General features: G+C 69.9%; 12 protein-coding genes and 1 pseudogene. 3 read left to right on the forward strand and 10 right to left on the reverse strand.

The features are described 5' to 3' along the window. Nucleotides 1-60: 60 nt before the first annotated feature. Nucleotides 61-993: a LysR family transcriptional regulator gene (locus ACFWGJ_RS05460; protein WP_387321246.1), complete on the reverse strand. Its 933-nt coding sequence runs from the start codon at nucleotides 991-993 to the stop codon at nucleotides 61-63. Nucleotides 994-1,129: 136 nt separating this feature from the next. Between ACFWGJ_RS05460 and ACFWGJ_RS05465 the strand changes: the two genes are divergently transcribed. Next, nucleotides 1,130-2,266 (forward strand): tartrate dehydrogenase, encoded by a 1,137-nt coding sequence (locus tag ACFWGJ_RS05465; RefSeq protein ID WP_387321248.1) that lies wholly within the window; start codon nucleotides 1,130-1,132, stop codon nucleotides 2,264-2,266. Beyond that, complete coding sequence (locus ACFWGJ_RS05470) at nucleotides 2,241-3,185, forward strand: phosphoglycerate dehydrogenase (RefSeq protein WP_387321250.1); 945 nt, start codon at nucleotides 2,241-2,243, stop codon at nucleotides 3,183-3,185. The genes ACFWGJ_RS05465 and ACFWGJ_RS05470 overlap by 26 nt, the downstream gene beginning before the upstream one ends. Nucleotides 3,186-3,445: 260 nt before the next feature. Here the strand turns inward: ACFWGJ_RS05470 and ACFWGJ_RS05475 are convergent, their stop codons facing one another. The 9 genes and pseudogenes from ACFWGJ_RS05475 to ACFWGJ_RS05515 all read right to left on the reverse strand — a co-directional run bounded on the left by ACFWGJ_RS05475 (nucleotide 3,446) and on the right by ACFWGJ_RS05515 (nucleotide 14,612). Next, the gene (locus ACFWGJ_RS05475) at nucleotides 3,446-4,237 is read right to left on the reverse strand and encodes a class II aldolase/adducin family protein (protein ID WP_387321293.1); all 792 of its coding nucleotides are present in this window, start codon (nucleotides 4,235-4,237) and stop codon (nucleotides 3,446-3,448) included. 27 nt (nucleotides 4,238-4,264) lie between these two features. After that, nucleotides 4,265-4,570, reverse strand: a pseudogene (locus tag ACFWGJ_RS05480) (DUF4387 domain-containing protein); the annotation flags it as partial. Beyond that, nucleotides 4,563-5,954: an acyclic terpene utilization AtuA family protein gene (locus tag ACFWGJ_RS05485; protein WP_387321252.1), complete on the reverse strand. Its 1,392-nt coding sequence runs from the start codon at nucleotides 5,952-5,954 to the stop codon at nucleotides 4,563-4,565. The gene ACFWGJ_RS05485 and the pseudogene ACFWGJ_RS05480, both read right to left, overlap by 8 nt. Further along, a complete protein-coding gene (locus ACFWGJ_RS05490; RefSeq protein ID WP_387321254.1) occupies nucleotides 5,938-7,053 on the reverse strand; it encodes an ABC transporter ATP-binding protein in 1,116 nt (371 codons plus the stop codon). Before ACFWGJ_RS05490 ends, ACFWGJ_RS05485 begins: the two co-directional genes overlap by 17 nt. Next, the gene (locus tag ACFWGJ_RS05495; protein ID WP_387321256.1) at nucleotides 7,046-8,791 is read right to left on the reverse strand and encodes an ABC transporter permease; all 1,746 of its coding nucleotides are present in this window, start codon (nucleotides 8,789-8,791) and stop codon (nucleotides 7,046-7,048) included. Before ACFWGJ_RS05495 ends, ACFWGJ_RS05490 begins: the two co-directional genes overlap by 8 nt. Then, on the reverse strand, nucleotides 8,788-9,915 hold the full coding sequence (locus tag ACFWGJ_RS05500; protein ID WP_387321258.1) for an ABC transporter substrate-binding protein: 1,128 nt from the start codon (nucleotides 9,913-9,915) through the stop codon (nucleotides 8,788-8,790). Before ACFWGJ_RS05500 ends, ACFWGJ_RS05495 begins: the two co-directional genes overlap by 4 nt. A gap of 257 nt (nucleotides 9,916-10,172) precedes the next feature. Beyond that, nucleotides 10,173-11,609 (reverse strand): ATP-binding protein, encoded by a 1,437-nt coding sequence (locus ACFWGJ_RS05505; RefSeq protein WP_387321259.1) that lies wholly within the window; start codon nucleotides 11,607-11,609, stop codon nucleotides 10,173-10,175. Continuing rightward, a complete protein-coding gene (locus ACFWGJ_RS05510; protein WP_387321261.1) occupies nucleotides 11,606-12,328 on the reverse strand; it encodes a response regulator transcription factor in 723 nt (240 codons plus the stop codon). Before ACFWGJ_RS05510 ends, ACFWGJ_RS05505 begins: the two co-directional genes overlap by 4 nt. A 76-nt stretch (nucleotides 12,329-12,404) precedes the next feature. Next, nucleotides 12,405-14,612, reverse strand: a complete 2,208-nt coding sequence (locus ACFWGJ_RS05515) for an MMPL family transporter (RefSeq protein ID WP_387321262.1) — start codon at nucleotides 14,610-14,612, stop codon at nucleotides 12,405-12,407. A 168-nt stretch (nucleotides 14,613-14,780) separates the two neighbouring features. Here ACFWGJ_RS05515 and ACFWGJ_RS05520 point away from each other — a divergent pair, with 168 nt between their 5' ends. Continuing rightward, complete coding sequence (locus ACFWGJ_RS05520; RefSeq protein WP_387321264.1) at nucleotides 14,781-15,500, forward strand: GntR family transcriptional regulator; 720 nt, start codon at nucleotides 14,781-14,783, stop codon at nucleotides 15,498-15,500. Nucleotides 15,501-15,541 lie beyond the last annotated feature (41 nt).

Raw genomic sequence — 15,541 nt, forward strand, 5'->3', positions numbered from 1 at the left:
TGTGCAAGCGATACGTCACATCCGGGGCAACCCAACCTTTCCCTGCCGGAAACAGTCGCGTCAGGCCGACCGCGCCGCAAGCCGTCCCGGCAGCCGCGCCGCCAGGTGCTCGATCAGCTCCGTAACCCGCCGGGGAACATGCCCGTCGTCTTCCAGCAGCGCGTAGATGTCGGCCGCGGGCGTAGGGATGTGCGGCAGTACGCGGACCAGGTCACCGCGCTCGATATGGGGCCGGACCTGCCACTCCGAGCGCATGATCACGCCTCGGCCCTCCAGCGCCCAGCCGGTCACGATGTCCCCGTCGTTGCTCTGCAGCGGACCCCTCACCCGGACATGGCGCGGATCGCTGACGTCACCGAACCGCCAGAGCGCGTAGTCCCCCTCGTTCTCCCGCAGCACGATGCAGTCGTGCCGGGCCAGATCCTCCACGCAGGTGGGCGCGCCGTGCCGTGCCAGGTACGAGGGCGACGCGCACGGCACCCGGCGGTTCTCCGCCAGCCGGCGCATCCGCAGCGAGGAGTCCGGCGGACTGCCCACGTGGACGGCCACGTCGAAGGTCCGCCGGTGCGGGCGCAGGGGCAACGCCGAGGTGTTCAGCTGCACCTGGAGCTGGGGGTGCGCCGCCGCGAACTCCGCGAGCAGCGGGGCGACATGCGCCCGCCCGAGGCCCAGGGTCGCCTGGACGACCAGCGCGCCGCGCAGTTCCCCGGACCGTTCGGTGACCAGGTCCTCCAGCTCGCGGAGCCGGTCGAGGATCGAGTCGAGCCCGCTCGCGTACAGGGCGCCCTCCGAGGTCAGCACCAGTCGGCGGGTGCCCCGCTGGACGAGCCGCACGTCGAGACGGCTCTCCAGTGCGCTGAGCCGTTTGCTGACCACCGGTAGGGACCAGCCGAGCCGGCGCGCCGCCGCCGTGAGGGTCTCGCCGGCTGCCACGACCTGGAAGAACCTCAGGTCGTCGACGGACGACTTCATGGGTTTCCCGTCCGAGTCCATGCCGTCTCCCGTCCGGGCCCGTTTTCTTGTGCGGCAAGTCTAGGTTGCCTCGGCACCCATTGTGGTCGGCCCCGCAGGAGCACAGAGTGAAGAGCCGTGAAGAGCCGCACACCCGATCAGCCAAGGAGCAGTAGTCGTGCCACAGCGTTACCGCATCGCCGCCGTGCCCGGGGACGGCATAGGCCGGGAAGTCGTTCCCGAGGGGCTGCGGTGCCTGCGCGCCGCGGCCGACGCGTACGGCTTCGTCCTCGACGTGGAGGAGTTCGACTTCGCCAGCGCCGACTACTGGACGCGCCACGGGGAGATGATGCCGAAGGACTGGCGCGAGGTGCTGGGGGGCTTCGACGCGATCTTCTTCGGAGCGGTCGGCTGGCCCGAGGTCGTCCCCGACCATGTGTCGCTGTGGGGAAGTCTGCTACAACTGCGCCGCGGCTTCGACCAGTACGTCAATCTGCGGCCGGTCCGGCTGCTGCGGGGCGTGCGCGGTCCGCTGCGCGACCACGGTCCGGGAGACATCGACTTCTACGTGGTGCGCGAGAACACCGAGGGCGAGTACTCCAGCATCGGCGGACGGATCTTCGAGGGCACCGAGCGCGAGACCGTACTGCAGGAGACCGTGATGACCCGCGTCGGCGTCGACCGGGTGCTGCGCTACGCCTTCGAACTCGCCGACTCCCGGCCGCGCAGGCAGCTGACCTGGGCGACGAAGAGCAACGGGATCTCGATCTCCATGCCGTACTGGGACGAGCGGGCGAGCGAGATGGCGCTGCGCTATCCGCGGGTGTCCGCCGACAAGGACCACATCGACATCCTGGCGGCCAAGTTCGTGCTGCGGCCCGATCAGTACGACGTCGTCGTCGCGAGCAACCTGTTCGGTGACATCCTCTCCGACCTGGGTCCAGCCTGTACCGGCACGATCGGGATAGCGCCGAGTGCGAACATCAACCCGGAGCGGACCCATCCGAGCCTCTTCGAGCCCGTGCACGGGTCGGCGCCCGACATCGCGGGGCGCGGCATCGCCAACCCCGTCGGGCAGATCTGGAGCGGCGCGATGATGCTGGAGCACCTGGGCGAGGCCGCGGCGGCGGCTGACATGGTCGCGGCCGTCGAGTCGGTTCTGGAGGGGCAGCCGGACGTCCTCACGCCGGACCTCGGCGGGAACGGGACGACGACGGCGCTCGGATCGGCCGTCGCACGCCGGATCGGCGCCGGGGCCGGCCGCGCGAAGGCGGAGGAGGAGGCGGAGCGTGCCACGCGTCCTGATCACCACTGACTATCTGCGTCCCGGCGACGAGGTGGACGACTACCTCCGCGCTGCCGGTCTGGAGACACGCCACGCCCCGATGGTCGGACGGCGCGATCCGGAGGAACTCGTGTCCGCGCTCGCCGGGATCGACGCGGCACTCGTCGCGAACGAGCCGTTGACCGCCGGGGTACTGGCCCGTGCTCCGCGGCTGCGGGTGGTGGTGCGTACGGGGGTCGGGTACGACTCCATCGACATCGGGGCCGCGCGCCGGCTCGGTGTCGGCGTGAGCAACCTGCCCGGGATCAACGCGAACGCGGTGGCCGAGTACACGCTGGGCCTGCTGCTCGCCTCCGCGCGCCGGCTGGTCCACAGCGCGACGGGCGTGCGGGCCGGAGGGTGGCCGCGCGAGGACGGGCACGAGCTGCGCGGGGCGACACTCGGCCTCGTCGGCTTCGGCGCGGCCGCTCGGGCCGTCGTACCGCTGGCCAGGGCGTTCGGGATGGACGTGGTGTGCACCACCGGTGTTCCCGAGGGGCTGCGCGCTGACCTCGGGGTGCGGTTCGTCCCGTTCGGCGAACTGCTGGCCGTCTCCGACTACGTGTCGATCCACACCGCGCTCACCGACGGAACCCGCGGCATGTTCGACGCCGCCGCCTTCGCGCGGATGAAGCCGACGGCCGTGCTGATCAACACCGCACGCGGAGCCGTCGTCGACGAGCGGGCGCTCGCCGACGCGGTCCGGACGGGCGGCATCGCGGGTGCGGCGCTCGACGTGGTGACGCGCGAACCCCTCCCGGCGGACAGTCCGTTGCGGGACATCGAGGGGATCACGGTGTACTCCCACCTCGCGGGCCAGACCGCACAGGCCCGCCGCGCGGCGGGCCTGGCGGGCGCCGCCGAACTCGTGGCGGCGCTGGAGGGACGGGCCCGGTTCACCGTCAACTGACGCGGCGGCCGGGGCTCCTTGGCACGGCGCCGGGGTACCTGCGGCCGGGGTCGGGGCGGTCGGTCAGCCTCGGCCCACTCGTACGGATCGGCCGCGTCGGCGGAGCCCGCGGGCGCGAGTACGGCCACGATCAGCGCGAGTCCGACGGCCGGCGCTCGCTTGCGCGGGCGGGAGACACGGTGTCGCATGGATCCACCACCGCCCGCCGCCCGCCGCCCGCCGCCCGCCGACTACCTACGACAACGGGCGGCGGGCGGGCGCTAGCCGAAGAGGTCCGGGTCCGTGCGGGTTATCTGGTCGAAGAGCGGTTGGAACTGGAACCAGCCCGCCAGGTCGTAGCCCACCTGCCCGTAGGTGTGCTTGGCCTCCTCGTGCGGGATCCGGATCGTGGGTCCCGCGGCCTTGGCGGCGAGTTGGGCCTGGGCCGAGCGTTCCATGGTGATGAACCAGTACGCGGCGGCGTCGACCGAGCCCGCCGCGGTGAGCAGGCCGTGGTTGCGCAGGATGACCGCCTTGTGTCCGCCCAGTGCCTCGGCGATACGCCGGCCCTCCGCGGGGTCGTCGGCCACGCCCGAGTAGTTCTCGTAGCAGCCGTGGTCCTCGTAGAAGGCGCAGGCGTCCTGGGTGAGCGGTTCGAGCCGCTGGCCCGTCGCCGACAGCGCCTTGCCGTACACCGAGTGGCTGTGGGCGGCGCCGATCGCGTCGGGCCGTGCCGCGTGGACGGCCGCGTGGATGGCGAAGGCGGCCCGGTTCACCCGGTGGCGTCCCTGCACCACATCGCCCTGGTGGTTGACGAGCAGCAGGTCACTGACCTTCACGTGCTTGAAGGACACGCCGAAGGGGTTGACCCAGAAGTGGTCGGGGAACTCCGGGTCGCGTGCGGTGATGTGTCCGGCGACGCCTTCCTCGAACCCGAACCGGCCGAAGATGCGCAGGGCGCCCGCGAGGCGTTCCTTGCGATGACGTCGCTCGGCGGCCGAGTCGGTGAACACGGTCGGGAGCCGGAAGATCAGTTTCTCCTCCGGGATCGGGACGAGGTCCTCCCGGGTCAGCCGGTCGGGCACCTTCAAGGCGGCCAGCGGGACGTGGTGCTGGCCGGCGTGGATGTCCCGGTCGCGGAGGCTGGCCTGGGTGACGGGGCGCGGGAAGGAGATCTTCACGACGTTCAGCGCCGGGATGCGGAAGATCTGGACCTGCTCGGCGTCGACCCGGTACAGGTCGGCGACGACCGCCTCGTTGAGGAAGGACTCGTCGGCAGCGACGGCGTAACCGGCGCTGTCCTTCATGAACGTCTCCATGGTGACCCAGAAGGGTCCGGCGTTCTTGGAGCGGATCTCGCTCGCGTAGTCGCCGAGCACGGGCTGACGGGTGGCCTGCTCAGACATGGGTGACCTCGCGGGAGTGCTGGATACGGAACATGCCGGTGGGCGAGTCGACGTCGACGACGTGGTTCAGGACGAACTCGTAGGCCGCCCCGCGCTGGGTCTCCGCCGGTGAGGTGGCGAAGGCGAAGCTGGGCAGGTACTCCATCTCCGGCAGCGGGAGGTGCAGCATGAGCGGGTTGGCGACCTTGGCGATGGCTGTCGCGGTGGCCTGCGAGGGCGCGTTGACGAGGAGCATGACGCCGACCTCGCGGGGCGGGCCGGAGTCGGGGTCGATGTCTTCGAGAATGGCGTTGTGGCCGTAGAGGCGGATGTCGAGGCCGTAGTCGTCGTCGGTCAGGCCGAGGGTCTGGCTGACGCGCTCGGTGAGGATGACGCGCAGGAGCGCCGCCCAGCGGTCGATGTGGGTGACGATGTACGGGTCCCGGATGCCCGTGAACGAGAGCGTCTCGTAGCCGGTGACCCTGGCTCCTTCGAGTTTGACGGTGTGCTGCTCGGCGGGCTCGAAGCGGGATCCCTCCACACGTACCCGGCGCTCGTCCAGTGCCGTGTAGGTGGCGTCGGAGACGTCCAGCGTGCCCGCCGGTTCCCGCATCCGGTACGGGTTGGCGGTCTCGTACAGCATGTGTGCGGCGACCGAGATCGGTGTGCAGGCGTTGGCCGGGTCGAGGGGCTCGATGGTGAATCCCTGCTGGTCGATGGTGGCGAAGACACCACCGGCGCGCGGGTCCGTGGTGCACTGTCCGCCGCATTCGACGATCTTGGAGGCGTGCCAGGTGGGTCCGGCCGGCATGCCGAGCATCAGGGGGACCGCGGCGGCGAGGGCGGTGTCGGTGGCCCGTCCCGCCAGGACGACCTGGGCGCCCGCGCGGATGGCGTCGACGAAGGGCTCGTGGCCCATCATGCCGACGATGTGCGTGCAGCTCTCCAGGGTCTCCGGCTCCAGAGGGCCGTGCGGGGCCAGGGGGTGGATCCGTCCCGCGTCGAGTTCGTCCTTGAGGAACGTGGCCTCCTGCTCGCTGTAGATCCGGGCGATCTTCAGGCCGAGGCCTTCCTCGGCCATGATCTGTTCCGCGATCCCCGCCACCCAGTCGACGCCGGAGTCGGTGCCGCTGGTGCCGCAGGAGCCCACGATGAGGGGGATGTCCGCGGTGGCGGCGGCCTTGAGGAGGATGCGCAGATCGCGGCCCACCGCGGCGGCGGTGGTCTTCGCGACCCCGGCGCCGAGGTAGTGGGGTCCGGAGTCGGTGGATCCGCCGTCGACCGCGATGACGTCCGGGCCGAGTGTCAGGCCGCGCTCGATGCTCTCCGGGGTGAAGCCGGCGCCGAGCATGCCGGACGGCGTCAGGATTCCGACTCGCGTGACGGAGTCAGTGGACGGGGGCATGGTGGTTCTCCTCGTTGGAGTCGGCTTCCTCGTGGAAGATGCGGATGTCTTCCGGCGGAAGGCTGACGGTGAGTTCGCCGGTGGTCGCCGGGCGCGTGGTGGTCACGATCACCGGGGTGCCGCCGATGCGGATGGTGTACCGGTAGTGATCGCCGAGGTAGGCCTGGTTGTCGACCTTCGCCGTCAGCGTGTCGAGAGGTCGGCCCGCCTCGCCTCCACCGCGCTGTATCTCGATGTTCTCGGGGCGGATACAGATCCGTACCGGCCCCAGGCGCCGGTCCGTGTGCGGCACCCGCAGTGGTTCGCCGACGCCGTCGACGCGCAGCACCGCATGGGTGCCGTCCGCCTCGACGACCGTGGCGGCCAGGATGTTGGCGGTTCCGACGAAGTCGGCGACGAACAGGTCGGCTGGGTGCTCGTAGATCTCGGTGGGGGTGCCGACCTGGCGTACCTTCCCCTGGTCCATGACGGCGACGCGGTCGCTGACGGACAGGGCCTCGTCCTGGTCGTGGGTCACGAACACGGTGGTGACCCCGACCTGGGTCTGGAGGGTCTTGAGCCACTGCCTGGAGCGGTCGCGGAGTTTGGCGTCCAGGTTGGAGAAGGGTTCGTCCAGGAGCAGCAGGTCGGGCGGGTGGGCGAGGGCGCGGGCCAGCGCGACCCGCTGCTGCTGGCCGCCGGACAGCTCGTGGGGGTATCGGCCGGCGTGGCGGCCCAGTTCGACGAGTTCGAGGACCTCGCGCACCCGGCGGTCGCGTTCGGCCCGGGGGGTCTTGCGGAGCTTGAGGGGATACCCCACGTTCTGTGCGACCGACATGTGCGGCCAGATGGCGTAGGACTGGAACACGACACCGCAATTGCGGTGTTCCGGTTCGATGTTGACGCGTCCGTGGTCGAAGACGACGCGGTCGCCGAACGCGATGCTGCCCGAGTCGGGCCGGTGCAGGCCCGCGATCGACCACAGGGTGGTGGACTTTCCGCAGCCGCTGGGGCCGAGCAGGGTGAATATCTCGCCGTCCCGGACGGTGAGTGACACCTCGTGCAGAGCGGTGTGCTGAGCGAATCGCTTGGTGAGTTTGTTCAGCTGGAGACTAGGCACGAGGACGCACCCCCAGCAGGGCGCGGCCGGCGCCCAGGACGACCAAGGTGATGACCATCTGGATGACTCCCAACGCGGCGACGGTCCCGCCGATGCTTGTTGCCGCGAGTTGCAGCATGGTGAGGCCGAGTACGGGGGTCTCGTCGGTGACGAGGAAGACCGCCGGTTCGGCGTCGTTGAGCATGGCCACGAAAAGCAGCACGAATGAGGCGCCCATGGCGGGTGCGACGAGTCGCAGGACGACGGTGCGCATCGCCGTCCACCAGGTGGCACCCGAGGTACGGGCGGCGTTGTCGAGGTCGGCGCCGATTCCGGCGAGCGCCGGATAGAAGGCGCTGTAGCCGAGGGCGAGACTTCTGACGGCGAACGCGATACCGATTCCCCACAGGCTGGCGCGGATGGCCCCGGACCTGTCGAGGAGAGCGAAACTCCAGAAGAACGCCATACCGGTGACGAGCGCCGGCATCATGCGCGGCCAGAGCATGCCCTGTTGCAGGGATCCGCGGAAACGGAATCGGGAACGGTGTGCGATCACCGAGAGAACGGCGATGGCAAGAGTCGTCAGCGCCCCGCCGACCGCCGCGATGAGAAGGCTGTTGACGATCGAGTCGGTGTAGAGCGGATTCTCGAACACGGCGGAGAAATTGCTGAAGGTCAGCACGCTCCACGGGGAGATGAAGGGCGACAGGATGGAGGTGAAGGCCGCCAGCACGACTCCGGCCAGCGGTACGACCACGAAGACGAGAAGGAAGAAGGCGATCGCGGCCGCGGTGAACCAGCGCGCGGGACCCAGTTTCAATACGCGGACACCGGTGGGTTTTCCGGTGGTCGTGGTGAAGCGTGCGGTATCCCCCACGAGCCGGTTCCGCAGTACGAGGAGTGCGGAGACCGTGACGAGCAGGAACACCGCGCCGGCGGACACCGATCCCTGTTGGGAGTCGTTCACCCAGTGGTCGTAGAGATACGTGGAGATCAGACTGATCTTGCTGGAGAATCCCAGAATCAGCGGCAGCCCCAGTACTTCCATCGAGAGGGCGAAGACCAGCAGTGCCGCATTCGTGATCGCCGGACGCATCAGCGGCAGGCTCACGGACAGCAGGCTGCGCAGCGGACTCGCCCCCGACGTACGGGCGGCGTCCTCCAGGGACGGGTCGATCGACAGCAGCGTGCCGCGGCACAGCAGGAAGACGGTGGGTGAGGCCACGCTCATCGCGACCATGGCCATACCGGGAATGCTGTAGAGATTCACCGGCATGCTCAGGACGGTGTTCGCCTCAAGCCAGGAGGACGCGAATCCCGCCGGGGTCCACATGGCCGCCCAGCCGATGATGAGGACGAGTCCGGGCAGCGCGATCGGAACGAGCAGGAATGTCGTCAGTACGCGGCGTCCGGGAACGTCGGTGCGGGTGAGGAACAGCGCGCACGTCACGCCGACGACGATGGATCCGGCGGTGTTGAGGGCGGCGAACAGGATCGAGTTGGTGACCGCGGTCCACCAAGTGCGGTCGGTGAGCAGCGCGTCGAAGTTGTCCCACGTCAGATGCCCGCCTGATGCGTACAGCGGGGTCGACCACACCGCGGCGGCCACGACCGGGACGACGGAACCGACGATGACCAGCAGGGCGAGTGCCCAGAGAATGTAGTGACTCGCGTTGGTCGAGATCCAGCGCCGCCGGGATCCTTTCGGCGGTGAAGCGGGGACACGGGCCGGGGGCGGCCGGAGTCGGACAGTGCTCATCGGCCGTACGCCTTCTTCCAGCGGTCGACGATCTCCGGCTTGTTCTTGACGATGTCCTTGGGATAGCCGCCGAGCATCATGTTGTCGGCGCCGACGACCTTTTCCACGGCCTTCAGGCCGTAGGCGCATTCCACTCCGTCGCGGTACGGGGTGAATCCGCCCTTGCAGGCGGCTTCCTGTCCTTCGACCGACAGCAGGAAGTTCACGAAGAGCTTTCCCGCGTCCGGTGACTTCGCCTTCTTGGTGACGGCGACGGCCCTCGGGAGAAGCGGCGTTCCGTCCGTCAGATACGTGTAGTTGAGGATCTTCGCCGCTTCCTCCCCCTCGATCAGCGCGCGGACCGATCCGGCGACGAAATAGGTGGCCTGGTACTGCCCCTGGGCCAGTTTCTGCATGAGGTTGCCGTTGCCCGACTCGACGCCGGTGTTCGGGCCCAGGGCTTCGATGTTCTTCCACCCCGCGTCTCCGTGCGCGGCGGTGTAGTTGCTGACCGCGCCGAAGGAATGGGGGTTGCTGATGTCGGTGGTCCCGATCTTCCCTTTGAGGGATTTGGACAGTGCCGCGAGGGATGCGAGGTCCTTGGGCTGCTTGTCCTTGGGAATGAGCGCGGTGTTGTAGACGGCGACGAGCGGGTCCTCCGACATGGAGACCACACCCGGGGCGAGTTGTGCGTAGGCGGGAAGGTGCTTGAGGTTGGGGTCCTTGTAGTCGAGGACATTGCCCTTGCTGACGAAGTTCAGCACCTCCACCGCGTCCGTGGCCATCACGACGTCCGCGGTGCGGACACCGGTGGCGGATTCGGTCGCGTAACGCTGGAAGGTCTGCGGGTCGTTCATGTTGAGGACGCGCACCTTGATGCCGGCGTACTTCGCCTCGAAGGCCTTGGTGAGCGGTGTCATCTGGTCGGCGTCCGCGTTCGTGTAGAGGAGGACCGATCCCTGCTTCCTGGCCCTGTCCACCGTGGCCGCGTCGAGTGGGGTGACGGGGGCCGCCTTGCCCACGTCGACCGAGGACGTCGGCTTCGCCGACCCGTCCGTGCCCGTGGAGCCTCCGCACGCGGCCAGTACGACCATGCAGGCGGCTGCCAGGGCACAGACCCTGGCCCTGGGGAGCGAGATCATCATTGATCCTCCACTATTTGCTATAGCACTAGTGCTGTAGATGGACGGTCGAATTCTGCGCGGGACGCGGGATGCGCGACCCTGCGCGGCCTGCTGGTATGCGGGGCTCGGGATGCGGGCGGAAGAGGCAGGGATCGGTATTCGTGGGGGTCAGCACACCGATCGAGGCGGTGTGTACGGCGAGGACCGGGCGGGGCCGCCATCGCCCCACGGAGCTGGATCACCCCACGGGAGAGATGGTATTTGCTACAGCATGATTGTCAACCAGTTGCGCCGCGGGGAGCGTGCGGGAGCCGGATGGTGACGGTGGTGCCGGCTCCCACCTCGGACTGCACCCGTACCTGCCCCTGATGCGCGTGCACGATGGCCTCCACGATGGCCAGGCCCAGGCCCGAACCGCCGTAGGCGCGGCTGCGGCTGGCCTCGGCACGCCAGAAGCGTTCGAAGACACGGGGCAGGTCCTCGGCGGGGATACCGGGACCGTCGTCGATGACGCGCAGGTGGACGTCCTTGCGGTCGCGGGTGAGCTCGACCCGTACGGCGGTCCGGGCGGGCGTGTGCTGGACGGCGTTGCCGACGAGGTTGCGCAGCACCTGCTGGAGGCGGCCGGCCTCGCCGACGACGGGCGCCTCGGGCGCGGGCGCCATGGTGATGTCGCGCTGGGGGTAGATGATCTGGGCGTCCTCGACGACGCTGGCGGCCAGCGCCGTGAGGTCGACCTCGTGCCGCTCGACAGGACGGCCGGCGTCCAGGCGGGCGAGCAGGGAGAGATCCTCGACGAGCAGCCGCATCCGCCCCACCTCGTTCTCGATGTGTTCGAGCGCCGTCTCCAGGCCCGGTCCGGAGACACCGCCCTGGCGGTGCAGGTCGAGCCAGCCCGAGATGGTGGAGAGCGGGGTGCGCAGTTCGTGGGAGGTGTCGGCCGCCAGGGAGCGCACGGTCGCCTCCGCGCGGGCCTGGGCGTCGAAGGCCCGGTTGACCGCTTCGGCGAGCCGGTCGGTCTCGCTGCCGTTGCGGGTGGCCGGCAGCCGTTCGGTGAGGTGTCCCTCGGCGATGGCGTCGGCGGTACGGGCCATCCGGGCCAGGGGCCGCAGCCCCAGCCGCAGGACGACGACGGCGAGGCCCAGCAGGAGCAGCAACGCGGATCCGACCAGCATCAGCTGGCGTTTGACGAGCGCGGCGACGGTTCCGTCGCCGACCGAGGAGTCCACGGTGAGGACGAGCGCCGCCGGTCGTACGTCGGCTTCGTCCGGCCCGCGGTCGACGGTGAGCCCCGGGCTGGGGATACGGATGGCCGCGAGGCCGTGCTCCTCGTCGTGCCCGTCGTAGTCGACGATGGTGCCGGCCGGGGCGGTCGTGCTCAGCTCGGCGACCCGGCGGGCCACCGAGGACGCGGAACCGGTGCTCAGCAGCACCTTGTTGTCGGCGTCCACGGCGACCAGGCCCAGCGGCGGCCCGAGGAGTGTGCCGAGCTGCTCGGCGTCGGCGGTCTGCGGGCCGCGTCCGACGACTTCGGTGATCCGGTCGGCGTACGTTTCGAGGGTTTTCTCGTAGCGCCTGTCCAGGTAGTCCTCCAGGAGGAAGCCGGTGATGACGGCGCTGGCCGTCAGTCCGGACACGAGCAGTACGGCCAGGCCGGTCAGCAGACGCAGACGGACACTGGCGAAGGACCAGACGCGGCGGTCGCGGAGTCTCATGTGCGGGCCTGCTCCCGGAGGGTGTAGCCGACGCCCCGGACGGTGTGCAGCAGGGGCGGGTGGCCGTGGTCGATCTTGCGGCGGAGGTTGGAGACGAAGCGCTCGACGACGACGGTGTCCCCGCCGAAGTCGTACTGCCAGACCGCTTCGAGGATCTGGGCGCGGGACAGTACCTGGCCCTGGTGGCTCAGGAGGTAGTGCAGCAGGCGGTATTCGGTGGGCGACAGGTCGAGGAGCCGGCCCGCGCGGCGGACCTCGTGGCGGGGGTCGTCCATCGCGAGGTCCGCGAGGGACAGCGCCGGCTCCTCGGGCGCGGCCTGCGCCCCGCTGCGGGCCCGCCGGAGCAGTGCCTGCAGCCGGGCGCCGACCTCGACGACGCTGAAGGGCTTGGTGACGTAGTCGTCCCCGCCGAGCCGCAGCCCCCGTACCCGGTCCTCGATCGCGTCGCGTGCGGTGAGGAAGAGGACCGGCACCCCGATCCCGCGGTCGCGCAGGAGCTGCAGGATCTCGAAGCCGTCGGCGCCGGGGAGCATGACGTCGAGAACGATCACGTCGGGGGGTGTGCGGGCGACCTGTTCGAGCGCTTCGGTCAGGTCGCCCGCCACGTCCACCTCGAATCCGGCGAACCCGAGGGCCGAGATCAGCAGGCGTCTGATGCCGGGGTCGTCATCGATGACCAGCACCCGGTCGGTGGTGCCGGATGCGTCGACGGCGTTCATACGTGCTCCTTGTACGGGCGGGTCGGGCTGCCCGAAGGCCGTCGACACAGGTCCGGGTTCCACCGGCACGGGCCGGTCAGCCGCTCACGGCAGAGGGCTGCTTGTCGGCGGCCGGGGGCGCGGCGTCGGGTGTGTGGAAGTTCTCGCCCTCCACATCGAGCCGGGGCAGGAAGCGGTCGAGGCGCCGGGGCAGCCACCAGGCCCGGTCCCCGAGGAGAGCCAGTACCGCCGGCACGAGCGTCATACGGACCAGGAAGGCGTCCACCATGACTCCGAAGGCCAGGGCGAAAGCGATCGGCATGATATCGGCGTCGTGCGAGAACAGGAAGCCGACGAAGACCGCGATCATGATGAGGGCGGCGGAGGTGACCACGCGGGCGGCGTTGCGGGCTCCGGTGACGACGGCGGCGCGGGCGTCACGGTGGCGGACGTAGTCCTCCCGCATCGCGGACACCAGGAACACCTCGTAGTCCATGGCGAGTCCGAAGAGCACGGCCATGACGATGATGGGCATGAAGCCCGCCACCGGCCCGGTGCTCGCCACCCCCAGCAGGCCGGCGAGCCAGCCCCACTGGAAGACGGCGACGGTGGCTCCGAACGCGGCTCCGACGGACAGCAGGAATCCGACGGTGGCCTTGACGGGTATGGCGACGGACCGGAAGGCGATCATCAGAAGGAGCAGGGAGAGGCCGACCACGACGACCGCGAAGGGGACCAGCGCGCCACTGAGTTTGTCGGAGACGTCGATGCTGACCGCGGTCAGGCCGGTGACGGCCACATAACTGCCCCCGGACGCGGCGAGGGGCTTCATCTCGGTGCGCAGGCGGGCGACCAGGTCGCTGGTCTCCTGGGTACGCGGTCCGGTGTCGGGGATGATCCGGATGCGGGCGGCCGACTTGTCCTCGGCCAGGTCGACGCCGCTGACGTCCGCGATGCCTTTGACGTCCCGCAGCCTGTCCTCGACGGCGGTGGCCGTGGTGGCGACGGCGCTCGGGTCGTCGTCCTCGACGAGGATGACGAGCGGGCCGTTCGCCCCGGGGCCGAAGGCGTCACCGACCAGGTCGTAGGCCTGACGGCTCGATGTCGTGGTGGGGCTGTTGCCCTCGTCGGTCAGGGCGAGCTTGAGCTGCAGGGCCGGCAGGGCGAGGGCGACGAGGGCGACGGTGCCGAGGATCAGGGTGCGCACCGGCCGGCGCAGTACGACTTCGGTCCAGCGCACTCCCATGGAGGGCCTGCCCGGCGCCCGTGCCGCGCGCCGACTCCAGCGTGTGCCGGCCTTGGGGGTGAGCCTGCGGCCGCACATGCCCAGCAGTGCGGGGAGCAGTCCGAGCGCGAGCACGACGGCGGCGGCGACGGCTCCCGCGGACGCGAGTCCCATGGAGGTCAGCATCGGGACACCGGCCACCGAGAGTCCGGCGAGCGCGATGACCACGGTGGCGCCGGCGAAGACGACCGCGCTGCCCGCGGTCGCGTTGGCCCTGGCGACGGACTCCACCACAGGCATTCCCGTGGCGAGTTGGGCCCGGTGGCGCGAGACGATGAACAGGGCGTAGTCGATGCCCACGGCCAGCCCCAGCATCATCGCCAGGGTGGGCGCGCTGTCGCTCACCCCGAGCATGGTGGCCGCGCCCATCATGGCCGCCATGGTGCCGACGACACCGAGGACGGCGGTGATCAGCGGCAGTCCGGCGGCCAGCAGCGAACCGAAGGTGATGACGAGGATGACCAGGGCCACGCCCAGTCCGACCAGCTCGGGAGGTCCGAAGGGCGAGGTAGAGGGCGCGTAGGCGTCACCGCCGTAGACCGTCGTGAGACCTGCCTGCCGGGCCCGCTCCCCCGCTTCCTTCACCCCGTCGAGCGTGCCGGCGGGCACGTCGTCGTCCTTCTTCGTCGTGAAGGCGACCTGGGCGACCGCGGTCCGGCCGTCCTCGGAGACGGTGTCGTCCTCGGCCGGGTCACCGACCTCGGCCACTCCGTGCACGTCGCCGATCGCGGCGATGCCGGACGCCAGCGCCTCGCGCAGCTCGGGGTCGGTCACCTTGCGGCCGGGCGGGGCCTGGAACACGATGTCCGCGGACTGGACGTCCGGGGAGGGGAAGTGACGGTCCATCCTGGTCAGTGCCGTCTGCGCCGGTGACCCGGGAATGGAACCGCTGTCCTCGAAGGAGCCGGCGAACGAGAAGCCGAGACCGGTCACCGCGCCGAGCGCCAGGAGCCATCCGACCACCATCGTTCGCCACCGTCGGGCGCCGAATGCGCCCAGCCGGTACAGAAGTGCTGCCATGCCTGCTTCCCCCCATGGGTTAGGTGGTTGAGGCACTGATCCTGCTGGGCGGACTTGACGGTCGCCCCACGCCGAACCTGACGGTTTCTTGACGGCCTTCTCCACGACCGGCCCGCCCGTCCGGCCGACCTGTTTGACAATGATGCTGTAGCAAATACCATGTTCCGCATGGCTCTGCTCCCCCAGCTCTCGTCCCCGGTCACCCTCGGCGATCAGGCGTACGCGGCGATCCGCGAGGCCATCGTCACCGGAGCCCTGAAGCGCGGGGAGAAGGTCACGGAGCGGGGCCTGGCGGAGTCACTGAGCATCAGCGCGACCCCCGTCCGTGAGGCGCTGCGACGCCTGGAGCAGGACCGGCTGGTGGAGCGGACGGGGCCCAGGTCGGTGCGTATCGCGCAGTTCGGCAAGGAGGAGCTGCGCGAGTTCACCATGATGGAGGACGTGCTCCGGGCCCTCGCCGCCCGCCTTGCCGCGGAGAAGTCGACGGCGGCCCAGCGCCGCGAGATGTCCGACTGCCTGGACAGGGCGGACGCCCTGCGCGGCGAACTGCGCGACGCGGAACCCGGCACCGACGCGGAGCGGGACCTGGTGCTGGAAATGCAGGCACTCATGCGCCAGTTCCACATGGTCGTGGACCTGGCCAGCGGTAACGCGACCCTGATCCAGATGCTGCGTACCGTCGACGCCTTCGGTTCGGAGGAGCGGCGGGACAGCATCCTGTCGGAGGTGCGCGGCGCACACGCGAAGGTGGTCGACGAGCGGTACAGACAGCACCGGATCATCTACGAGGCCATCGCCGCCGGCAACGGCGAACGGGCCGAGGAGCTGATGAGGGCCCACAGTCACACCTCGAACATCTCCCGGATCGCGACGCGCTTCTCAGGCTGAGCCGACGCGCTCGCTCCGTACGCAGGGCTGCGCAGAGGGCA

It is taken from the genome of Streptomyces sp. NPDC060205 (assembly GCF_042728395.1).
Taxonomy (GTDB): Bacteria; Actinomycetota; Actinomycetes; order Streptomycetales; family Streptomycetaceae; genus Streptomyces.